Raw genomic sequence first — 21153 nt, forward strand, 5'->3', positions numbered from 1 at the left:
CCGTCCCCCTTGACCTTGCCCACCGCCCCGGAGAACGCCGTCTGGTCGGGCGCGCTCAGCCAGTACGACGTCATGTAGCCCTCGAGCTGGATGCCCGGCGCCGCGTAACCCAGCATCGCGTGAGGCACGGAGACGCCCTGCTGCCTTCCCGTGAGGCCGAGCTCTGCGACATCGACGAGTTGCGGAACGCCTCCCTCGGCGGCTGGGCCTCGTCGCCCAACAAGCGGGCGCGAGCGCGAGAATCAGCGGCACGGCGTCCTCAACTCGGCGAAGAGCATGCGCTTCGCCCTAACATCGATCTAGAGGCAAATGCCATGCTCCAGGGCGGCAAGTTGCGCAACCCGCACGGCGTGACGACCACCCTCGTAGGGGGCGGCGATCCACTCGCGAACGATCATCTTCGCAAGGTCCACACCGACGACACGGGCGCCGAGCGCCAGGGCGTTGGTGTCGTTGTGGTGCCGGGACAGCACGGCGGAGTACGGCTCGGAGCACGCGACGCACCGGATACCGGGGATCTTGTTCGCCGCGATGGAGATGCCGATCCCCGTGCCGCAGACAAGGATCGCCCGGTCGAAGCGGCCTTCGGCCACCGCGCGGGCCGCGCGGGATCCGTGGAGGGGGTAGTCGGTTCGCGCCGGGTCGTACGGCCCGAGGTCCGAATGCTCGATCGAGAGCTCGTCGAGGAGCTCGGCGATCGCTCCCTTGAGCTCGATCCCGACGTGGTCACTTGCGAGCGCTACCCGCATGCTGCAACTCCTCGATGTGTGTCGGCACCGGTCCGCCCAACGCGGCCCAGGCGTGGATCCCGGCTCCGACCAGCCCGGCCTCCTGGCCGGATGTGGTGTACCGGAAGTCGATGTCACTTGCGGGCAGCGGTTTGCGCGCGAGTGCCACCACCGCCTCCTCGAGGAGCGCGCGTGGGAAGCCGGGCGCCTGCACCACGCCACCGCCGAGGACGACGGCGTCGGGGTCGAGGATGTTGACCTCGAGGGCGACGGGGACGGCGAGCGTCCGGACGTACTGCTTGATCTCGATCTCGTCACCGTGCCGTAGGAAGACGTCTTGGACGGGCGTCCCGGGGAATCTGGTCCGCACGAGGTCGGCGAGGTGGCGTCCCGAGGCGACGGTCTCGAGGCATCCGTAGGATCCGCAGCCGCAGCGCTCGTGGAGGCCGATCATCGCGACGTGCCCGAGCTCGCCCGCGACGCCGTGCCGGCCTGCGTGAATAGTGCCGTTGATGCTGATGGCGTTGCCGAGGCCAGTTCCGACGTAGCAGCCGATGACGACCCTCGCGGACGTCAGCCCGTGCGCCCGCAGGTCGTGGCGGAGGAGCATGTTGACATCGCGGTCGATGAACGCGGGGATCCCCAACCGCTTCTCCAGGACGTCCGCGACGGGCATGTTCTGCATGGCGGCGATGTTCGACGTCGACATGACGACCCGGCGCTTGCGGTCGACGGTCGCGGGGAAGCCCACCGCGACGGCGGCCGGGCGCCATCCGTGCGCGCCACTGAGGAACCGCTCGAGGTGGTCGGCCAGGCGCTCGGCGGGGTTGGCGACGTTGAGCACGGCCTGACTGCTGACCTGATTGAAGGCGTGCAGACCGAGTGCGGGGTCCACCATGCCGGTGCGCAGGTGGGTTCCACCGATGTCGACGGCGAGAACCGCGGCACGCTCCGGGTGGCTCTTCGGCTGCTCGCTCATGCCCGTTCAACCCCGGTGCTGGCGGTGAAGGCGGACTCGGCGGCCAACCAGGCGCGTTCGAGGTCGGCATCGAGGTTGAAGAGTCCCGTGCTGCCGAGGACGAACGCCTCGGCTCCGGCGTCCACGAGCCGGGCGTAGGTGGCCGCGTTGCAGGACCCGTCGATCTGGAGCTGGTAGTGCAAGCCGTGCTCGCGTTTGAAGGCTGCGGCTGCCTCGATCTTGGTCAGCATCTGCTCGATGAACGGCTGGCCGGCGTAGCCGACGTCCACTGTCATGATCGTCAGCAGATCGACGCGGTCGAGGTAGTGCTGCGCGGCGGTCAGCGGCGTGGCGGGATTCAGGACGATCCCGGTGCGGCACCCGAGCCCGGACACGCGGTCCAGAAGTCTGAATGCGTCCCGTTCCACCGTCTCGGCATGCATCGACAGCGTGGAGGCTCCTGCCTCAGCGAGGATCTCGAGCCAGTCACCCGGGTGCTCGGTCATGAGATGCGCCTCGACCGGCAGGGCCGACTGGTCGCACAACGCCTTGACGAAGTCGGGGCTCATCGCGATGTTCCGCGCGAAGTGACCGTCCATGACGTCCGCATGCAGGGCATCTGCGTGGCGGTCGAGGACCTCGAGCTGTTCGCCGACGCGCAGGAGGTCCATGCACATCACCGAAACGCTGAACGCGGGGAACTTGGGGGTACTCACGTTGGGGAACCTTCCTGCTGCCACGAAACCTGGAACGAGTAGCCGACGCCGCACCCCGGTGGCACAACGGTCACGGCGTAGCCCTCGATGGCGTCCTGGACGCCGATTCCCGGTGCGGAGACCTGTTCGACGGACAGGACCCGAGCTGGGCCGAGGTACGAGCCCTCGGCGCCGAAGTGCCGCCAGAGAAGAGCGAAGGGAAGCTGGGAGTCCCCGCGCTGCACCAACCTTCCGCCGAGGAGCGGCGCGGTCACGACGACCTGCGGGACCGTTGGGTGCAGCGCGACGTGATCGTGCCGCCCGTCGGGCACCGCCGGGATCCGAGAGACGTCGACGACGACGCCGCCGATGTCGTGCGCGACCGGCCAAGCGAGACCGCCCGCGGGGTCCAGAGCCGGCGCGGCCGACCTCGGCTGCGGCTCAACGACGTGCCCAGCCGCGACGTCGACGATGACCTCCCCGCCCGCGAACGCATCGGCGCTGAGGCACGGGTGTTCACCGAACGTGCAGGAACGGTTGTTCCCCGAGGAGTTGATCGCCACCGTCTGGACCGCGACCGTCCCGCCGTCCACGGACACGGTGCGGCGCACATCGAACCCGGAACTAGGCGTGCGCACCTGGCAGGTGATCGACGAGGCGGTGGCCCTGAGGACCTCCCAGGGGAGCCGCGCGACCTCGCCGTGCATCCAAGTCAGCGCCCCGTCCAGCACCCCGGGCTTGCCCGCGGTGGGGAACATGGCGAACCAGCCGCCCTCCAGAAGGTCCACGTCGAAGGTGCGGTGCGACTCGTCGCCGGCAGGCCCGAGATCCGTGGGACACGGCGTGATCGCACCCTCCTGGCGTCGCCAGAGGAGGTTGACACCGCTTCGCCGTTCGAGCAGCCGTGTGATGTGGAAGCCGTGGTCAGGCTGGCACTCGACGAGCAGCTCGTCCGAGCACAGAGTCACCGCGCCGCTCATGCCGTGGCCCGCTCGGGGACGACGAGGGCCTGCGCCTCAACGATCTCGTCCATGATCCTTGCGCTGAGCTGGGCGTAGTCGCCCGTGTTGACATGCTCGGCGATGATCCGACGGTCGGCCATGACCAGGATGCGGTCGGCGAGTCGGACGACCTCGGAGAGGTCGGACGAGATCAGGAGGATGGCCTTGCCCGCCCGTGCGAGCTCGTCGAGAAGGACGTACATCTCCTCCTTCGTGCGCACGTCGACACCGATCGTCGGCTCGTCTACCACGAGCAGATCTACGTCGCCGGCGAGCCAACGGGCGACGCAGACCTTCTGCTGGTTCCCGCCGCTCAGCTGGCCGACCTCCTGATCGAGGCCGGACATGCGCACGCCCATCCGCGCCGCGACCGGGCCGACGGCGTCCGCCTCGCGCCGTGGTGTGATGAAGCCCAGCGCACGGCGAAGTCGGTCCCACACCGTGATGCCGATGTTGTGGGCGACCGAGTGCGACAGGATCAGGCCCTCGCCCTTCCGGTCCTCGCTGACGTAGCCGATCCGGTGCCGGTGAAGGGCGTCGTGCGGGTCGGCGATGCGGACCGGCGCTCCGCGCAGAAGCACCTCACCCCCGGTCAGCCGGCCAAGGCCCAGCAGGCAGCGGGCGAGTTCGGTCCGCCCCGCGCCGACCAGACCGTAGAGCGCCACGACGCCACCGGGCGCCACACTGAGGTTCACCGCGTCATGGCCGAGCTCGGTCGCTACGTCGCGCAGCTCGAGCATTGGCACCGCCTCAGGTCGCGCGCATGGCTCGCGCCGCTCCGCGAACGCGACGCTCCGACCGACCATCGCCGTGATGAGGTCCGCGCGCCGCAGACCTTGAGCCTGGACGCCGTCGAGGACCGTCTGCCCATCCCGCAGCACGGTGATCCGGTCGCACAGCCCGAGCACCTCCTCCAGCTTGTGGCTGACGAAGAGCACTGCTGTGCCCGCGTCCCGCAGCTCGCGAAGGATGCCGAACAGCACGGCCGCTTCCCGTTCCGTGATCGACGCCGTCGGCTCGTCGAGCAGGAGGACGCTCGCGCGCACGCTCAGCGCTCTGGCGATCTCGAGCAGCTGGCCCTGGGCGACGCTGAGCGTCTTGGCACGGGCCCGGGGGTCGACGTCGAGGCCCACCCGTGCCAACCAGGGCTCGGCCTCGCGGTACATGCGCTGGTAGTCGAGCAAGCCGCCGCGGCGCGGAGGCTGGTGCAGCAGGAGGTTCTCCGCGACCGAGAGCTCAGGCACGAGGTTCCGCTCCTGGTGGACCGCACTGACGCCGAAGCGCATCGCGTCATGCACGCCGGCGAGCGTCACGGGGACCCCGCCGACGAGGATGTCGCCACGGTCGGGCCGGTGGACGCCGGTGAGCGCCTTGATCAAGGTCGACTTGCCCGCGCCGTTCTCACCGACGAGGGCATGGATGCTGCCGGGCTCGATCGCCAGATGGGCATCGCGCAGCGCAGTGTTCCCGTCAAAGGTCTTCCAGATTCGGCGCGCTTCGACCGCGTTCATGATGCTGCCCCTTCGAGGGAGACGGCGCGGGGAGCGGCCGGTCGCCGGACGGCGCGCCAGCCGCTCGAGCGGCCGAGGAAGACGGCGGCGAGGATCAGGACGCCTTGCGTGAGGGTCACCCAGAGCGGGTTGACGTCGAGCATCACGAGCGCGTCCTTGATCAGCGCCAGGATGACGCCGGCGAACAGGAGTCCACCGATGGAGACGACGCCACCGGCCAGGCTCGTGCCGCCGATGATCGCGACGGTGAACGAGGTGATGACCCATTCGGCGCCGACCGACGCGTTCGCCTCGTGGAGCTGCGCGGCGGCCATGACGCCCGCAGCCCCCGCCAGGAGCCCTGACAGCGCGTGCGCCGCCACCACCGCGCGGACCGGCGAGAGACCTGAGAGAGCGGCCGCCTCGCGGTTGCCGCCGACTGTGAGGAGAAGTCGCCCCAACCGGTGCCACCGGAAGAACGCCGCGGCCGCCAGGGACAGGGCCACTGTGGCGAAGGCCAAGTAGGGGACGAACCCCGCGCGGCCGGTTCCGAAGACGGTCAGCGCCTCGGGCAGACCGTTGTACGGCTGTGTCTCGGTGATGCCCAGCGCGAGGCCGGTGAAGGCCCCGCCGGAGGCCAAGGTGATCACGAAGCCGTGCACACCGCTGTAGGCGACGAGAAGCCCGTTCACCAGCCCGGCGGCCAATCCGACGGCGAGTGCCACGACGACCGCGACAGCCAGGGGCGCGCCGCGCTCGACGAGGAGATACCCCATCGCCACACCCGAGAGTGCGCCGATGCCGCCGATGGCGAGGCTGAACTCCCCCACGCTGAGCACCACGACCTGGGCGAGGCCGATGACGCAGAGGAGACCGGCGCTCGCCAGGATGACGTAGCCGTTGGAGGCGGTGAGGAACTGGCGGTTCAGCGGCGCCATGATGGCGCACCCGATGGCGACAACGACGAGCAGCGGTACCCACGGGCTCGTCCCCCGGCGCGCGTCAGACGGTCGCACGGACATGTGACCCCTCCATTTCGACCGGCTCGGAGACCTCCACGTGCGGCCTGCGGCGCTGCCGTCGACGGCGCGCCTCGTCGGCGACGACCGCCACGAGCAGCACGAGGGCGACCGCCAGCGACTGCCAGTACGGCGCCACGCTCAGCGAGACGAGTCCCGAGGTGATGGATTCCACGAACACTGCTGCGAGAAGGGCTCCACCGACCGACACGGATCCGCCCTTGAGCGGTGTGCCGCCGAGGACGGGCACGATGAAGGAGGCCATCAGCCACGTCGTCCCGAGCGAGGGAAGGGCAGCGGCGACACGCGACATCTCCATGACCGCCGCGACACCGCAGAGGACGCCGGAGATCGCGAAGCTGACGACGACCATCCGGCCCGTCCGGACCCCGCCGAGGCGGGCGGCGGTCTCGTTTCCCCCGACCGCGAGGATCTTCCAGCCCACGCTCGTGCGCTGGTAGAGGTACCAGAGGACCCCTGCGAGAACGACCGCAGGGATGACCAGGAAGGAGAGGTAGGGGCTCAGCAGGCTCCGTGAGCCGAAGGCCGTCACGGCGGGCGGAAGCACGCTCACCGAGACACCCTTCGAGAGGATGAGCATCAGCCCGGTGTACACGGAGCCCATCGCCAGCGTGACGATGAAGCTGTTCAAGCCGGTGCTCAGCTCGAGCCACGCCATCAGGGCACCGGCGGCCCCGCCCGCGACGAGCCCAATGAGGATCGCCACGAGCGGGGGCACGCCGACGGGGCCCATGAGCCAGCCGGTGAGCATGACCACGCCGACACCGATCGCTCCGACGGCCAGGTTCATCCGGCCGGTCACGACCACGGCGAGCTGTGCCAGACCGATCACCGCGGTCCCGGCCGCCACCTGCGACAGCGTGAACAGGTTGAAGCTGCTCAGGAACCCGTTGCCGAGCACGGCATACACGGACCACGTGATGACCGTGAGGAGCACGAGCCCCGCGGAGTTCGACCTGCCGAGCGCCCGCCGAAAGCGGTCGCGAACCTTGGTTTGCATGTCTGGGCCCTTTACCTCTCCACCCGCAGGCGTCAGCTGCAGACCAGGACGTCCTGGTCGACGAGCTCAAGCAGTCGCTCGGTGTCGTCGGGCAGGCTCTCGGGCTTGCCGGCGAAGTCGGCCATGTTGTCCTGCGTGACGACGAGGACGTCCGCCGTCAGCAGCTTCGAGGTCTGCGGGGTCGTGTCGAACGGTGCATTCGGGTTGACCGTGCAGCCGTCCTCGATGACCCGCTTCAGCACGTAGCTCGCCACGAAGGCCTGGCCGTAGGTGTTCTGGAAGAGCGTCCCGTGGATGTAGCCGTTCTCCAGGGCGCTCATCACCTGCTCGGAGTTCTCAGCACCGATGAACACGATGTCCCGGTACTCCGGGCTGTCGGTGAGGGCGATGGCCATCGCGACCGACGGGTACCACGACGTCGCCATGACGCCGGCGAGCTGGTCGCCCTTCGAAGCGAGCAGCGCGTTGATGGCGGGCGGCGCCGCCTGCGGCGTGTCGATGTCGGCGACCACCTGGTCGAGGACGACGGCGCCGTCCGTGGCGTCGACCGCCTCCTCCACGGCCTCGATCCGAAGCTGCGTGTTGGGATCAGTGAGCTGGCTCGTGAGCACGGCGATCCGACCCTCACCGCCGATGGCGTCGATCAGCTGCTCCGCCTGGTACTTCGCGGCCTCGTAGACGTTCGTGGAGACGCAGAAGAGGGCAGGGCTGGGGTCGTAGGTGCACCCGTTGATGTTGATCGAGGGGATGCCCCGGTCCGCGAGCTTCTGCTGCTGCGCATTGGTCCCGTTCGCGTCTCCCGGGAACATCCCGAAGCCGTTGTAGCCCTGCGCGACCAGCGAGTCGACGAGCGCGTTCTGCTGGGTCAGGTTGAAGGCGTCGGACGCCGGGACGTTGTAGGTGCCTTCGAAGCCCCACTTTGCCGCGGCGTCGGCCACTGCCAGCTCCCACGGGCTGAAGTAGGAGTTCGGGCCAGGCATCGCCAGGCTGATCTTCGCCTCGACACCTGTTCCGGCGCTCGGGTCGCCGGAGGCTGGCTCGGCGCTGGGATCCGTGGCGGAGTCGCCACTGCAGGCGGTGATGGAGAGCAGGCCGAGCGACAGCACTGTCGCGACGACGGCCCGCAGGCGGTGTGACATGGGGAGTCTTCCTTTCGTCGGGTGAGGCGTGGTGGGCGGAGCAGACGCCTATCTCGTGGACGCGGCGTCGACCAGGGAGCGGATGCGCTCGAGGAACAGGCCCACGAAGCGGGGCCCGTCGATGGCCACGGCGACGTCGACGTGCCCGTCGTCCGCGGGGTAGAGGATCGTCTGCCCGAACGCGGGGCCGTCCTGCGTCACCGCACGGACGCGGCCACGCTCGACCTCCACCAGGCCCGGGTCGACCAGGACGGCCGCCGCGATCGCGTCGTACAGGACGCAGCCGTTGCGTGCCCAGTTGAACTTCGGCGCCTCGATGTAGGTCCGGGTCATCTCACCCAGGAACGAGGTGAGGGGGTTCACGTCGTCGCCGAGCACATCGCTGAGCTGGTCGTGGTACATGACCGACCCTGCGTTGGGGTTCGAGACGTCGAGGTTGATCACGCGCATCGGCGCGCCGGACGTGAAGACGATGTCGGCCGCGAGGGGGTCGTTCCAGATGTTCAGCTCGGCGACCGGGGTGATGTTGCCCCGCCCGAACTCCGGCTCGCGCCCGAAGGCGCCGCCGAGGATGACGACCTCCTTGATCGCTCCCGTCACGGCCGGCTCCTTGAGCATCGCCATCGCCACGTTCGTGAGCGGCCCGACGGCGAGGACGGTGATCTCGCCGGGCGAGGCGAGTACGGCGTCGATGATGAGGTCGACAGCGTGCTGGGGAGCCCGGCGGGTGAGCCGTGCCTCGTCGGCGGGTGGGATGCGCCGGTCCTGTGCCGCGTAGTCGTCCAGGGCACGTTCGTTGAGACGTCCGGTGACGGGCTGGGCCATGCCCATGGCGACCGGCACATCGGTGCGGCCCGCCGCTTCGAGCAGCCGCAGGGCGTTGTCCGTGCCCCGGCGCACGTTCACGTTGCCGAACACGGTGGTCACCGCCTCGACGTGCAGCTCAGGGCTGGCCAGCGCAAAGAGCAGCGCGAGACCGTCGTCGGCATCGAGTCCGGGACCGATGCCCGGGTCGCAGTCCATGATCACGCGGAGAGGGGTACCCATGGCCGTTCGTCCTTCCGTTCGGTGAGGTGTCACTTGGTCGGTCTGTGGTGTGCGACCGACACAGGGGGCACGTCGACCCACGACGCCTCCCGGGTCGAGCGCAGGACGGCCTCCGTGAGGACCGCGGCGCGAAGGCCGTCCGCGAACGTCGGCCGCCCTTCGGGTGAACCGCCCAGGAGGGCGGCGTAGGCGTCGGCGACGAAGGCGGTGAAGGCGTCCTGGTAGCCCTGGGGGTGGCCGGGGGGGAGGACGGACAGCCGGTCGGCCTCGGTCGAGCCCGCCGGGACCCCCCGGGACAGCAGCCGGACGTCGTCGCGTGTTCCTACCCAGAGCTGCTCCGGGCACTCCTGGTCGAACGCGAGGGACTCGTGCTCACCGTCGAAGGAGAACCACAGGCGGTTCTTGCGTCCAGGCGACACCTGGCTCAGGACGAGCGAGCCGGCGGCGCCCCGATCGGTCTCGAACATGATCGTCGCCATGTCCTCGGTGGTCACCGTGGCGATGTCGGGGCGTTCGGGGACCGCTGTCTTGAGGTTCGCCACGAGCCGAGTGATGCGGTGCCCGGTGACGAACTCCATCAGGTCGCACCAGTGGATCCCGATGTCACCGAACGCCCGGGAGGCACCGCCGCGCGCAGCGTCGATGCGCCAGTCGGAGTCGCGGGACCGCGACAACCAGTCCTGCAGATAGGACCCGTGCAGGATGCGAAGCGCCCCGGCATGGCCTGCGTCGATCCGATCGCGGGCGAGGCGGACGACGGGGTGGTAGCGGTAGACGAACGGGACGGCATTCACGACGCCGGCGGCCCGGGCGCGGTCCGTCAGCGCCGATGCCTCGGCGACAGTCGTGGCGAGCGGCTTCTCACAGATCACAGCTCGGCCTGTGTCGAGCGCGGCGGCGGCTAGCTCAGCATGTAGGGCGTTTGGCACGCAGATGTGCACGACGTCGAGCGAGTCGTCGGCGAGCAGCTCGACGAAGCTCTCGACCACGCGCTCGGCGCCGAGCGCGGCGACGCGGGAGCGCGGATCGTGCTTCGTCACGGCCACCACGGCGACATCGCCTCCGGCGGCACGAACCGCTCGCGCATGGACCGAGCCCATGAAGCCCGCTCCCGCGATCCCCGCCCGAACGCGTCGTTGCACCCGTACGCTCCTCTGTCAGGCCGGACGCCTGCTCGGCAGCGCCCGGCTTTGGTCTGTCAGGTGAGATCTAATGCTTGTTTCGTGCAGAAGTCAACTCGCGGTGATAATATCTCTGCATACCTGACGCACATGGAAGGCGAGACGAAGTGTCCCTGCAGGTTGTGATGCCGGCCGAGCCGGAACTTCATGCGATCCTCGGCATGGTGCGATCCGGCTCCGCCGTCACGCGGCCCGAGCTGCTGCGGCGCTCCGGTCTCGGGCGCACTCTCGTGAACCAGCGGATCGCCCAGCTGGAGGCATCCGGGCTCGTCGAAGAGGGCGAGCTCGCCCCGTCCACCGGCGGGCGCGCGCCCCGACGACTGCGGTTTCGCGCGGAGGCCGGGCTCGTCCTCGGGGCCGAGCTTGAGGCTCGGAGCATGACCGTCGGGATCACGGACCTGGCCGGCGAGCCCCTTGAGCACCGCAGCCTCGAGTGGGACGTCCTCGCTGGGCCAGAGGAGACGCTGCGGACCCTCAGGCACCTGGCCGACGAGCTCCTGCACTCGCCGCCCGCAGCCGGACGCCAGCTGTGGGCTGCCGGTGTCGGGCTGCCCGCGCCGGTGGAGTTCAGGTCGGGCACGCCGATCGCACCGCCGATCATGCCCGGTTGGGACGGGTTCCCGGTGCGCGACCGCGTCGCAGACAACCTCGGGATACCCGTCTGGGTGGACAACGAGGTCAACCTGCTGGCGCTGGGCGAGCTTCGAGCCGGGGCGGCCCGCGGGACGGACGACCTCGTGTACGTCAAGCTCGGCACGGGCATCGGTGCTGGCCTCATCTCTCAGGGACGACTCCACCGCGGCAGCCAAGGCTGCGCCGGCGATGTCGGCCATGTGCGGGTCGTGGACGATCCCGGCGTCGCGTGCCTCTGCGGAAAGCGGGGATGTTTGGAGGCGGTCGCCGGTGGAGGCGCGCTCATCCGACGCGCCGCCGCCGACGTCGAGGAAGGCAAGGGGAGCCCGTACCTTGCCAAGCTGATGGAGGGGGGGCGCGCGCTCCGGGTCGCAGACATCGTCCAGGCGGCCGAGGCCGGCGACCTGGCGGCCGTTGACTACGTCATCGGCGCCGGACGGCACATCGGCATGGGTCTGGCCGCAGTCGTGAACTTCTTCAACCCCTCGCTGGTGATCATCGGCGGGCCCCTGGCGGTGGCCGGCGATCGCCTGATTGCTGCGATCAAGGAGGAGGTCTTCCACCGCTCCCTCGCGCTGGCAACTCGGGAGCTGACGATCGGCCAGTCGCAGCTCGGAGCGGTCGGCGGCATGCGAGGAGCCGCCTTCATGGCCATCGACGAGCTCTTCAGGCCGGCATTCCTGGAGACCTGGCTCGCCGTAGGCACGCCGGTTGGGATGCGCGCACCCTGACCTGACGCCGGCCGGCACGCGGGCAGCCGACCCGGCCGCCGCCGCCCAACGCGGAGACGCCTCCGCGTTGGGCGGCGGCGGAGTTCATCTACCCGTCCACGTGCGCGGCAGGAGGTTGACGACAGGCGAGCCACGCCATGAGGGCTTCCTTGGGCATCGGCTTTGCCCAGTTAGTCGCCTCGGTCGTACGGAGCCGCGTCTCGGTGCCGAACGACAGAAGACCCACGGTGGCCGAGTCCAGCCGCATCACATCCAGTCGCAGCCCGAGCGGTCCCTCCCCGAGACGATCCACCCGGTTCGGCAGGTACGCCTCCGCGAGCATGGCCTCAGCCTCGTGCGGATCCTTCGTCCGCGCCGTCACCCACGGACGTTCAGCCGATCCTCGGTCACACGAACCCCCGGGGAGACGATCCCCGACTGGGTCCTGGTCACATGCACGTCGTCATCGCTCCTCCCGGAAGCCGCCGCGTGACGGAGGTCGTCTAGTCTTCCGCCGACACGTTCTCCGACCCGGTCCCAGCCGCCGTCATCTTCGGCCGGCCCGGATCAGGTGATCGTGCACTAGGGGCAAGGCCACCGCACCCTCAGCGACGGCCGACGCCGCTCGCCTCACCGAGCCACTGCGCACGTCGCCGACCGCGAAGACGCCGGCGGTCTCCAGCTCGAAGATCACGGTGGCCCGGACGCCGGCGCCGGTCCGCAGGGACCCCCTTGTCCTCTTCGCGCACAACGGTGCCAGTGCCAATGCATGAGGCGAGCCAGTAGTGCAGATGACCGAAGTGCCGACCGGCACATAACTGCCCACCCGTTGGCCGCCGCCCCGCCGCAGACTCACCGATCAAGCAACCACCGCCCAGCCGCTCGCTTGCTCTGCCTGGCTGCATCAACCCCGCGGATCCAGGGCCGCCACGTAGCGAGCAAGAGCAGCCGCCGGGACCCGACGCAGCCGACCGACCTGAACCGAGAGCACCGCGCCAGAGTTGATGAGCTCGTACATCAGCGTGCGACCGATGCCGAGCCGATGGGCTGCCTCCACGACCGTGAGAAGGAGCCTTTCGTCGCTCTCGACGGTCACGTTGAGCATCTCCGGCGACCGCGTCCTGCGGCCACGCGACGAGATCAGGTGTACCTGGGCAGTGGCGGACATGGGGATCACCTCCGAGTGAGTGCAGGCAACCACTGTGACCGGCACCGGTAGCCAAACCGATGACGACGGCGCGGGCATCGCCCGGCCTCCAATGACGCGGTGTCCACAGCCCGGGCGTCATCGATGACGCTCCACCGCCGGCCGCCCGCGTCATCGATCTGTGCATAGGCCCTGAGCAACGTCATCACCACCGAGCTACCGGAGGTGACGAGATGGACAAGGACCACCGGAGAGCGTGCGACGGCACGCCCGAAGACCTCGCCGAGATCGTCAAGCGCCGCGACGACCTCCTCGAGCGTCTCGACGCCATCGCGGTCGAAGGCTGGGACGGACCGACGGCGACGGACCTGCTCCGCTTCGTACGCAGCCACATCGTCCGTCCTCTCGTGGTCGACGTTGGACTTCGCGGTGGAGCGGCATCCGAAGCGGAAGCAACGGCGTGGGAGGTGCTCTGGCTGAAGCTGCAGGAACCGTCCCTCCGGACCGCTCGGTCGCCGTGGGGCGTCCTCTGGCAGACGGCCCGGCGTGCCGTGCTCGGCGAGATCCTCGCCCAACGTTGGGGCGTTCCCCCGAGACGGGCGTGGAAGCTCGACGCCGCAGAGCGCGCCGGCCGCGTCCAGAGGCCGATCGCCCTCGAGCCCCTTCTCGCGAGGGGCTGGCAGCCGGCAGGCGACGATGCGGTTCCGGACGCGGAGGACGGCACACTGGCGCGGATCCTCGCCCTCACGGCGAGCGCGCTCCGCTCCGTCGGCTGGCCGGACGACACGGCCCTGTCGATCGCCCGAGAGGTGGCGCGCTTCGAGGCGCCCGCACGTGCACGCGCGTCGAGCACCATCGTCGGCTGGCGCACTCTCGCGAAGAAGCTCGGCGTCGCCCCGTGGCAGGCACGACGCCTGGTCTGGATCCTTCGCGGGTCGCCCGACTCGCCGGGCCTCCTCGCACGGATCGCTCTCGAGGGCGCTGCCGCCGCGGAGGGCCCGGGGACTCAGGCTGCTCTGAAGAGCACCCGTGACCGGTGCCTCCCCTCCGCGACGCCGCCACTCTCCCCCGCAACGGTCGTCCGCCGGCGCGACGCGGGCGCCGAGCGAGCGGCGTCATGAGGCGTATCCACAGGGCAGCGAACGCGCCTCCATTGCACAGCCGTCTCGGCCGAGCACCCCACGTTGGTCGGTGTGCGGGCACACGTAATGGCATGGCGACACGATTCGGATCATCCGCGGAACGGGCGCGAGGGTTCACAACGCGCCGCAACGGGTGTCCAATGGGTGACCTGCGCCCTGATCAGGGCAGGTCAGGGCATTCTGGGCACCGTTTCGGGGGGGACGGTGGTGGCCCGATGACGAGCCGACCGCTTCTGAACCGCCTGGAGCCTGACCCGGTTTCCCGGACAGTTCGGGTTGGGTGATCATGCCGCGGTGAGGGCGGCGGTGTGAAGGTCCTCGAAGTCGTTCGGGGACCGGTAGCCGAGGCCGGAGTGGCGCCGGAGGGGGTTGTAGAAGCCTTCGATCCACTCGAAGATCGCTGAGGCGAGCTCCTCCCGGGAGGTCCAGGTGCGGCGGTCCAGGAGCTCGCGCTGCATGGTCGACCAGAAGGACTCCATCATCGTGTTGTCCACGCTCGAGGCGACCCGGCCCATGGACCCGAGGAGGCCGGCCGAGCGGAGCCGGTGGCCGAAGATCCAGGACGTGTACTGGGCTCCGCGGTCCGCGTGCACGATCGCGCCCGGCCCGGGCTGGCGGGTCCAGATGGCCATCTGCAGGGCGTCGACCACCAGCTCGGAGCGCATGTGGTCCGCGATCGACCAGCCGACGACCTTGCGGGTGAACACGTCCAGCACCGCCGCGCAGTAGACCTTCCCGGTTCCCGTGGGGTGCTCGGTGATGTCGGTGCACCACAACCGGTCCGGACCGTCGGCGGTGAACCGGCGTCGGACCAGGTCCTCGTGAGGCGCTGGCAGCGGCCGCTGGCCGCGGCGCTTGCGCCGGTGGCAAACCCCGACAAGCCCTGCGGTGCGCATCAGGCGCGCGACGCGCTTGCGCCCGCAGGCGAGCCCGAGGCCCAGGCGCAGCTCGGCGTGGACCCGGGGAGCCCCGTAGGAGCACCGCGACATCTGGTGGACGGCCAGGATCGTCGCGGTGAGCTCGGCGTCGGCGACTGACCGGGCCGAAGGCGGCCGGGTCGACCAGTCGTAGTAGCCGGACCTGGAGACATTAAGCACCCGGCAGGCCACCGCGACGGACATCCCGTCCTCGGCAAGCTCACGGACCAGCCGGAACGTCATTTTGGGAGGACGTTCTCCCGGGCGAAGTAGGCGCTGGCGCGCTTGAGGATCTCGTTCTCCATCTCCAGCACCCGGGTCCGGCGGCGGAGCTCGATGAGTTCCTTGCGCTCCTCGCTGGTCAGGCCCTCGCGCCGGCCGGTGTCGACGTCGTCCTGGGCCATCCACCGGCGCAGGCACGACTCGCTGATGCCCAGGTCGGACGCAACCTTCGCGACCGGGTGCTGGCCGCTGCGGGCCAGGTCTACTGCTCGGCGCCGGAACTCCGGCGGCTTGGCTGCAGGCACAAGGACTCCTCTCGAAGATGACATCGTCACCTCAGGGCAGGTGTCCGGGGAAGCGGGTCAGGCTCCGTATACGTCTTCGCGCTTCTCGCGGACACCGAGGGGCATGCCGGCTCCCGGTTGGTTCAGGCCGGCGTCCTGGCTACCGTGCTGTTGGGAGCGCTGCGGATAACCCGCACGTTCTGGGCACTCTCTCTGATCATCGCGACCTCGGCGGCAGCGCCCGCTGAAGTCCGCCCGACCAAGCCGCCCATCTCCGACCAGGAGTACTAGAGGGCGCGGGCCGGGACCCCGTTCGGCGCACCAGAGGACCCGGCAGTCGGCCACGTTCGCTGCGGTTCACCGTCATTCGGGAGAGTCCGCCGCCCACATCCTGCCCACATCAACGCCAGAGGCCCTCCCGATCTCTCGATCGGGAGGGCCTCTGACCTGGTACTTCACTTGTAGCGGGGGCAGGATTTGAACCTGCGACCTCTGGGTTATGAGCCCAGCGAGCTACCGAGCTGCTCCACCCCGCGTCGGCTCTGCAACCTTACGCGACGCACGGAGCCGGGCCAAATCCGTTCGCCGACAGCGGACCGTTCGCCGTCCGGCCAGGCCGGGGACACGCCCTCCCCCGGCACCGACCGGCGCCGACCGGCACCGGCCGGCACCGGCCGGCGCCGAGACCGAGGGCTCAGCGCGAGACCGAGGGCTCAAGCCCTCGGTCTCGCACCAGACCCTCGGTCTCGCGCCGCGATGGGGAGCTCAGTCCCCCAGCTGGGCGTCCGCGGCGATGGCCCGCTCCAGAGCGTCCTGCAGCGCGGTCTGGCTCTCGCCGTAGGCGGCCCAGTCGCCCCTGGCCAGGGCGTCCTGCCCCGCCTGGAGCGCGTCGCGGGCGTCCTCGAGCGCGGCCTGCAGGTCGGCCCGCGCGTTGCCCGACGGCGTCTGCGTGGGCTCGGCGCTCGGCGTCTGGGAGGGCGTGGCCGACGGCGTGGCCGTGGGCGTGGGCTCCTCGCCGTCGGCGGGCGGCTCGCCGTCCACCGGCGCGTCCGGGACCGCTTCGGCGTCGTCGCCAGGGGTGACGTCGTCGACGCCGGCGTCGCCGCCGAACACCTGGTCCAGGGCCTCGGCGAGCGTGTCGGCGAAGCCGATCTGCTCACCGAACGACACCAGCACCTTCTGCAGCAGCGGGAACTGCGTGCCGCCCGAGGACTGCACGTAGACGGGCTGCACGTAGAGCAGGCCGCCGCCCACCGGCAGCGTCAGCAGGTTGCCGCTGACCACTGTCGAGTCGCCGAGCTGGAGCACGTTCAGGCTCTGCGAGACCTCCGGGTTGGAGCGGAACGTGTTCTGCACCTGGCCGGGACCGGGGACGGTCGAGTCGCGCGGCAGCTCGAGCAGCCGCAGCTGCCCGTACCCCTCGCGCCGCACGCCGGCCTCGTTGCCCGGCTCCGCGTCGACGGCGAGGAAGCCGGTCAGCACGTTCCGGTCGGTGTTGCCGCCGGGGATGAAGACGGACGTCAGCGAGAACGTCGGCTCGTCCTGCGAGGGCATCTGGAGAGTCAGGTAGTACGGCGGCTGGGTGCCGTTGCCGCGGACGGGCTCCTCCGGGTTGGCCCAGAAGTCCTGGCCCGAGTAGTACTCGGACGCGGTGTCCACGTGGTACGTCGCCAGCAGGTTCCGCTGGACCTTGAACAGGTCCTCCGGGTAGCGCAGGTGGCTCATCAGGTCGCCGCTGATCTCCTCCATCGGCCGCACCAGGCCCGGGAAGACGTTCTCCCACGTCGCCAGCACCGGGTCCTCGGTGTCCCACTCGTAGAGCGTGACCTCACCGGAGTACGCGTCCACCGTGGCCTTGACGGAGTTGCGCACGTAGTTGACCTGCTGGGGGGCGAGCGCGGCGATCGTGGCCGACTGGCCCGTCAGCGCGTCGGTGGTGACCTCCTCCAGCGCGCGCGAGGACGAGTACGGGTACTGGCTCGCGGTCGTGTAGCCGTCCACGATCCACAGCACGCGCCCGTCGACCACCGCCGGGTACACGCGGGTGTCGAGCGTGAGGAACGGCGCCACCTTGGCGACGCGGTCGCGGGGGTCGCGGTCGTAGAGGATCTGCGACTCGGAGTTGACCCGCTCGGAGAACAGGATCTCCTCGTCGCCGAACTTCAGGGCGTAGAGCAGCTTGTTCCACAGGCTCCCGATGCTCGGGCCCGCCTCGACCTCGTCCGTCGGGAAGGTCGTGTTGACCTGGCCGCCCGGGGCGTCGTCGTCGGGGTAGTCCAGCTCCCACGGGTCGTTGCCCTCGGGGGCACCCACGATCGAGTAGGGCGGGCTGGACTGCCCGAAGTAGATGCGCGGCTCGTAGTCGCCGATGGAGCCGGCCGACGGGATGCCGCCCTCGTAGAAGGCAGGGCGGCCGTCGTTGCCGGTGGTGTTGCCGTAGGCCGCGACGACGCCGAACCCGTGCGTGTAGACGATGTGGTCGTTGATCCACGTCCGCTGGCCCGCGCCCAGACCGGTCTGGTCGAGCTCGCGCACCGCGATCACGGTGTCGCGGGACTCGCCGTCGATCGTGTACCTGTCGACCGACAGGGTGTTCGAGAAGTTGTAGTACTGCTTGTTCTGCTGCAGCTGCCGGAACGAGTTGCTCACGATCGACGGGTCGAGCAGGCGGATGCTCGCGGTCGTCTCGGCGTCCTCGCGCAGCGCGCCCGCGGTGCCCTCGAGCGTCGCGTCGTACCGCGACACCTCGACGGCGTCGAGCCCGAACGCCGCCCGCGTCGCGTTGATGTTGCGCTGGATGAAGTCGGACTCGGCCTCCTGCGCGTTCGGCTGCACCTGGAAGCGCTGGACGACCGCCGGGTAGATCCCGCCGATGACGATGGCGGAGACCACCATGAGCCCGACGCCGGTGGCCGGCAGCCGCCACGTGCCGCGCACGGCTGCGACGACGAACAGCACGCCCACCATCACCGCGACGACGGCGAGGATGATCTTCGACGGAAGCACCGCGTTGACGTCGGTGTACGACGCGCCGGCGGCCACGTCGCCGCCGCCCGTCCGGGTCAGGATCGAGTAGCGGTCCAGCCAGTAGTTCGCGCCGATGAGCAGCATGATCACCGCGGCGGTGATGCCCAGCTGCAGCCGCGCCGAACGCGTGGTCCGCTCCCCCGCGCCCGAGCCGAAGCGCAGGCCCCCGTACAGGTACTGCGTCGCGACGGCGGTGATGCCGGAGATCACCGCGACCGCCATGAGGAACGACACCACGAACCGCAGCGCCGGCAGCGTGAACAGGTAGAACGACAGGTCGAGGCCGAACTGCGGGTCGTCGACGCCGAACGGCACGCGGTTGAGGAACAGGAGCACCGTCTGCCACTGGGCAGCGGCGGCGATGCCGCCGAAGAACCCGAGGACCGCGGGCGCGGCCAGCATGACCAGGCGCCGCAGCGGCTCGATCATCTCCCGGTACTGGTCCAGCGACGCCTGCTCCGGCGTCGACGGCGCGTACACCGGTCGCGTGCGGTAGGCGACGGTCAGCGACGCGTAGACGGCCCCCGCCATGACCAGGAAGGCGAGCACGAAGAGCACCGCACGCGTCACCCACTCGGTGCGCAGCACCTCGAGGTAGCCGGTGGCGTCGAACCACAGCCACTCGGTCCACAGCTGCGCGGTGAGCATCAGCAGGATGCCCAGCGCGACCAGCACGACGATCGTCGGGCCGAGCGCGCCGCGTCGGCGGCGTGCGGGGCGGGGCCCGGCAGAACGCGGGGGGGAGGCGAACGTCACGGTGTCCTCTTGTCCTTCGGTGTCTCGACGGCGGTGATCTCGACGGCGGTGATCTCGACGGCTGCTCGGGTCGGCGGTGCTCGGGTCGGCTCGTGGGACTGCGATGCGTGGCTGTCGGTCCGCCGCGCACCGCAGCACGCAGTCCGGCGGACACCACGGACAACGCCCGCACCGGTCCCCAGGTTCCCACACCCCCGCAACGGGGGTGCGAGCATGGACGCATGCCCGACGACGACGCGACCCCCCGCGCCCCCCGCCCCGCCCTGGCCGACGCCGTCCACGAGATCGAGCGCCACGTCGCCGGCGGAGGCTGGGACGGCCCCGTGCGGGTGTTCGCCCTCGTGCGGACGGCTGCGGCCCTGGACGCCGATCCCGGTCTCGCCGACCGGCTGCCCGCCGAGGCGGTCGCGGCCGCGCGGGCGGACGCCGCCCACCTGACGTCGGTGGAGCAGGAGGGGCTGCCCCAGGCGTCGAGCCTGGAGGACCTGCTCGCCCGCCTGTCCTGGCCGCAGACGGTCGACGGCGTCGCCCTCGTCGTCGAGCGCGTCGTGCTGCCCAGCGCGGCCGAGGCGGCGATGCCCGCCGACCCCGAGGAGGCACTGGCCTACCTGATGGCCCACCCGGACCGCCAGGACGTGCGGATCGCCGTCGGCGTCCTGCGCGACGGCGGCTCCTGGTGCGCCGTGCGGGCCCGGGCGAACGACGACGACGCGGCCGTCGCCGGCGGCGCCGACCTGGTCCCGGGCCTGGTCGCCGCCCTGGCGACGACCCTGGAGTAGCCCCCGGCCGCGGGGCGGCTCAGCCGACCGCGTCGGCGCAGGTGCGCAGCTGGTCGCCGTGGCCCGAGCCGATCGCCTCGACGGCGGCGCGCGCCTCCGCGAGCGTCGCGACGGCGGCCACGTGCAGGCCGCCGGGCTCGTGCCCGACCGCCTCCGCGCAGTTGGACTCCGGCGCGAGGAACCAGTCCGCGCCGTCGTGCCGGGCACCGGTCATCTTCTGCACGATGCCGCCGATGGGGCCGACCGTGCCCGCGAGGTCCATCGTCCCGGTCCCGGCGATGCTCTCGCCGCCCGTCTCGTCCTCCTCGGTCAGGGCGTTGATGATCCCGAGCGAGAACATCAGTCCGGCGCTCGGGCCGCCGACGTCCTCGATCTGGATCCGGACGTCCACGGGAAGGTCGAACACCGGGTCGACGTAGACGCCGAGGAGCGCCCGGCCGTCGCCGCCGTCGGTCGTCGTGAGCGTGACGTCACGCTCGGCGCCGTCCCGCTCCACCGTCACGGTGACGTCGTCGCCCGCCGTGACCTCGCCCATCGCGGCGCTGAGGTCGGAGAAGCTGGTGAGCCGCTCGCCGTCGACGGCGAGGAGCACGTCCTCCGCCTCGAGCACGCCGAAGGCACCCGTCCCCTCGATCGCCTGGGCGACGGTCAGCGTCGTCGGGACCTCGTAGCCGAGCTCCTCGAGCGCCGACACCGTGGCGTTCTCCTGCGAGGAGATCATCGCCGCCTGGCTCTGCTGGTCGATCTCCTCGGGCGTCTGGTCGGTCGGCAGCACGTCCTCGACCGGCACCACCGTCACAGCGTCGTCGAGCCAGCCGCCGACCATCCGCACGAGCGTCACCGGGTTGCCCGGACCGCCCCGCAGGCGCACGGTCGTGAACCGGAGCTCGCCCTCCGACGGGTACATGGGCGCCCCGACGGCGTCGATGAGCGGGACGCCGTCGTGCTCACCCAGCGTGTTGAACGTCGGTCCCGGCGAGTTGACGGCGTAGGGCACCGACACCAGCGAGGCGCCGCCGACCAGCAGCGCAGTCACCACCGTCGCGATGGACAGGGTCAGCGCGCGAGGCGTGACGGGCACCTCCGGCGCCTCGAACGGCGCGGGGAACGGCTCGGGGAGCGGCTCGGCGACGGGCGTGGGCGGCCACGTCGGTCCGCTGGACGCCCGCTCGTTCATCGGGCCATCATCGCCCATCGGGCCGTGATGCCCCGCACGGGGACCTCGCGCCGCCGCTGCGCCCACAGCGAAAGCCACCG

General features: G+C 70.5%; 18 protein-coding genes and 1 tRNA gene. 3 read left to right on the forward strand and 16 right to left on the reverse strand.

Annotated features, from left to right (window positions below; all coding sequences use genetic code 11):
* Positions 1 to 299 precede the first annotated feature (299 nt).
* The 10 genes from rpiB to AFE02nite_RS11985 are packed head-to-tail and all read right to left on the reverse strand — an operon-like array spanning position 300 to position 10240.
* Positions 300 to 749 carry a ribose 5-phosphate isomerase B gene (rpiB, locus tag AFE02nite_RS11940; protein WP_034244852.1) on the reverse strand — a complete coding sequence of 150 codons (450 nt, stop codon included), beginning with the start codon at positions 747 to 749 and terminating at the stop codon, positions 300 to 302.
* Positions 727 to 1707, reverse strand: coding sequence for an allose kinase (alsK, locus tag AFE02nite_RS11945; protein WP_052113552.1), 981 nt, complete (start codon positions 1705 to 1707; stop codon positions 727 to 729). Before alsK ends, rpiB begins: the two co-directional genes overlap by 23 nt.
* Positions 1704 to 2402 (reverse strand): D-allulose 6-phosphate 3-epimerase, encoded by a 699-nt coding sequence (gene alsE / locus AFE02nite_RS11950; protein WP_034244855.1) that lies wholly within the window; start codon positions 2400 to 2402, stop codon positions 1704 to 1706. The genes alsK and alsE overlap by 4 nt, the downstream gene beginning before the upstream one ends.
* Positions 2399 to 3361 (reverse strand): aldose epimerase family protein, encoded by a 963-nt coding sequence (locus tag AFE02nite_RS11955; protein ID WP_034244857.1) that lies wholly within the window; start codon positions 3359 to 3361, stop codon positions 2399 to 2401. The genes alsE and AFE02nite_RS11955 overlap by 4 nt, the downstream gene beginning before the upstream one ends.
* Positions 3358 to 4893: a sugar ABC transporter ATP-binding protein gene (locus AFE02nite_RS11960; RefSeq protein WP_034244859.1), complete on the reverse strand. Its 1536-nt coding sequence runs from the start codon at positions 4891 to 4893 to the stop codon at positions 3358 to 3360. Before AFE02nite_RS11960 ends, AFE02nite_RS11955 begins: the two co-directional genes overlap by 4 nt.
* Positions 4890 to 5894 carry an ABC transporter permease gene (locus AFE02nite_RS11965; RefSeq protein WP_052113553.1) on the reverse strand — a complete coding sequence of 335 codons (1005 nt, stop codon included), beginning with the start codon at positions 5892 to 5894 and terminating at the stop codon, positions 4890 to 4892. The genes AFE02nite_RS11960 and AFE02nite_RS11965 overlap by 4 nt, the downstream gene beginning before the upstream one ends.
* On the reverse strand, positions 5875 to 6912 hold the full coding sequence (locus tag AFE02nite_RS11970) for an ABC transporter permease (protein WP_146819727.1): 1038 nt from the start codon (positions 6910 to 6912) through the stop codon (positions 5875 to 5877). The genes AFE02nite_RS11965 and AFE02nite_RS11970 overlap by 20 nt, the downstream gene beginning before the upstream one ends.
* A gap of 32 nt (positions 6913 to 6944) precedes the next feature.
* A complete protein-coding gene (locus AFE02nite_RS11975) occupies positions 6945 to 8051 on the reverse strand; it encodes a sugar ABC transporter substrate-binding protein (RefSeq protein WP_052113555.1) in 1107 nt (368 codons plus the stop codon).
* 48 nt (positions 8052 to 8099) lie between these two features.
* A complete protein-coding gene (locus AFE02nite_RS11980; protein ID WP_146819728.1) occupies positions 8100 to 9098 on the reverse strand; it encodes a nucleoside hydrolase in 999 nt (332 codons plus the stop codon).
* Between the two features lie 29 nt (positions 9099 to 9127).
* Complete coding sequence (locus AFE02nite_RS11985; RefSeq protein ID WP_034244861.1) at positions 9128 to 10240, reverse strand: Gfo/Idh/MocA family protein; 1113 nt, start codon at positions 10238 to 10240, stop codon at positions 9128 to 9130.
* Between the two features lie 164 nt (positions 10241 to 10404).
* Between AFE02nite_RS11985 and AFE02nite_RS11990 the strand changes: the two genes are divergently transcribed.
* Entirely contained in the window at positions 10405 to 11643 is a 1239-nt protein-coding gene (locus AFE02nite_RS11990; protein WP_034244880.1) for an ROK family transcriptional regulator, read from the forward strand.
* A gap of 88 nt (positions 11644 to 11731) precedes the next feature.
* Here AFE02nite_RS11990 and AFE02nite_RS11995 read toward each other — a convergent pair whose 3' ends face one another.
* Together AFE02nite_RS11995 and AFE02nite_RS12000 are read right to left on the reverse strand one after the other, a co-directional pair.
* Positions 11732 to 12004, reverse strand: a complete 273-nt coding sequence (locus AFE02nite_RS11995) for a cupin domain-containing protein (protein ID WP_034244863.1) — start codon at positions 12002 to 12004, stop codon at positions 11732 to 11734.
* Positions 12005 to 12526: 522 nt separating this feature from the next.
* Entirely contained in the window at positions 12527 to 12790 is a 264-nt protein-coding gene (locus AFE02nite_RS12000; protein ID WP_261765600.1) for a helix-turn-helix domain-containing protein, read from the reverse strand.
* Positions 12791 to 13002: 212 nt separating this feature from the next.
* Between AFE02nite_RS12000 and AFE02nite_RS12005 the strand changes: the two genes are divergently transcribed.
* Complete coding sequence (locus AFE02nite_RS12005; RefSeq protein WP_034244865.1) at positions 13003 to 13890, forward strand: hypothetical protein; 888 nt, start codon at positions 13003 to 13005, stop codon at positions 13888 to 13890.
* Between the two features lie 305 nt (positions 13891 to 14195).
* Here the strand turns inward: AFE02nite_RS12005 and AFE02nite_RS12010 are convergent.
* The 3 genes from AFE02nite_RS12010 to AFE02nite_RS12025 form a co-directional block, all read right to left on the reverse strand.
* Positions 14196 to 15379 (reverse strand): IS3 family transposase gene (locus tag AFE02nite_RS12010; RefSeq protein ID WP_407643099.1). Its coding sequence is split into 2 segments (ribosomal slippage): positions 14196 to 15103 and positions 15103 to 15379, totalling 1185 coding nucleotides; the frame shifts between segments, so codons are not numbered across the junction.
* 417 nt (positions 15380 to 15796) lie between these two features.
* Positions 15797 to 15870: transfer RNA gene (locus tag AFE02nite_RS12020), tRNA-Met, on the reverse strand.
* 229 nt (positions 15871 to 16099) lie between these two features.
* Positions 16100 to 19117: a UPF0182 family membrane protein gene (locus tag AFE02nite_RS12025; protein ID WP_034244869.1), complete on the reverse strand. Its 3018-nt coding sequence runs from the start codon at positions 19115 to 19117 to the stop codon at positions 16100 to 16102.
* 221 nt (positions 19118 to 19338) lie between these two features.
* Between AFE02nite_RS12025 and AFE02nite_RS12030 the strand changes: the two genes are divergently transcribed.
* Complete coding sequence (locus tag AFE02nite_RS12030; protein ID WP_034244871.1) at positions 19339 to 19896, forward strand: PPA1309 family protein; 558 nt, start codon at positions 19339 to 19341, stop codon at positions 19894 to 19896.
* Positions 19897 to 19915: 19 nt separating this feature from the next.
* Here AFE02nite_RS12030 and AFE02nite_RS12035 read toward each other — a convergent pair whose 3' ends face one another.
* Positions 19916 to 21073 (reverse strand): YlbL family protein, encoded by a 1158-nt coding sequence (locus tag AFE02nite_RS12035; protein WP_052114029.1) that lies wholly within the window; start codon positions 21071 to 21073, stop codon positions 19916 to 19918.
* Positions 21074 to 21153: the final 80 nt, after the last annotated feature.

Source organism: Actinotalea fermentans (assembly GCF_007991475.1).
GTDB classification, from domain to species: domain Bacteria; phylum Actinomycetota; class Actinomycetes; order Actinomycetales; family Cellulomonadaceae; genus Actinotalea; species Actinotalea fermentans.

Bases quoted from the DNA above. Each gene is read 5' to 3' on its own strand.
- rpiB (WP_034244852.1), bottom strand. From the start codon at position 749: ATGCGGGTAGCGCTCGCAAGTGACCACGTCGGGATCGAGCTCAAGGGA.
- alsK (WP_052113552.1), bottom strand. From the start codon at position 1,707: ATGAGCGAGCAGCCGAAGAGCCACCCGGAGCGTGCCGCGGTTCTCGCC.
- AFE02nite_RS11955 (WP_034244857.1), bottom strand. From the start codon at position 3,361: ATGAGCGGCGCGGTGACTCTGTGCTCGGACGAGCTGCTCGTCGAGTGC.
- AFE02nite_RS11960 (WP_034244859.1), bottom strand. From the start codon at position 4,893: ATGAACGCGGTCGAAGCGCGCCGAATCTGGAAGACCTTTGACGGGAAC.
- AFE02nite_RS11965 (WP_052113553.1), bottom strand. From the start codon at position 5,894: ATGTCCGTGCGACCGTCTGACGCGCGCCGGGGGACGAGCCCGTGGGTA.
- AFE02nite_RS11970 (WP_146819727.1), bottom strand. From the start codon at position 6,912: ATGCAAACCAAGGTTCGCGACCGCTTTCGGCGGGCGCTCGGCAGGTCG.
- AFE02nite_RS11975 (WP_052113555.1), bottom strand. From the start codon at position 8,051: ATGTCACACCGCCTGCGGGCCGTCGTCGCGACAGTGCTGTCGCTCGGC.
- AFE02nite_RS11980 (WP_146819728.1), bottom strand. From the start codon at position 9,098: ATGGGTACCCCTCTCCGCGTGATCATGGACTGCGACCCGGGCATCGGT.
- AFE02nite_RS11990 (WP_034244880.1), top strand. From the start codon at position 10,405: ATGCCGGCCGAGCCGGAACTTCATGCGATCCTCGGCATGGTGCGATCC.
- AFE02nite_RS12000 (WP_261765600.1), bottom strand. From the start codon at position 12,790: ATGTCCGCCACTGCCCAGGTACACCTGATCTCGTCGCGTGGCCGCAGG.
- AFE02nite_RS12005 (WP_034244865.1), top strand. From the start codon at position 13,003: ATGGACAAGGACCACCGGAGAGCGTGCGACGGCACGCCCGAAGACCTC.
- AFE02nite_RS12030 (WP_034244871.1), top strand. From the start codon at position 19,339: ATGCCCGACGACGACGCGACCCCCCGCGCCCCCCGCCCCGCCCTGGCC.
- AFE02nite_RS12035 (WP_052114029.1), bottom strand. From the start codon at position 21,073: ATGAACGAGCGGGCGTCCAGCGGACCGACGTGGCCGCCCACGCCCGTC.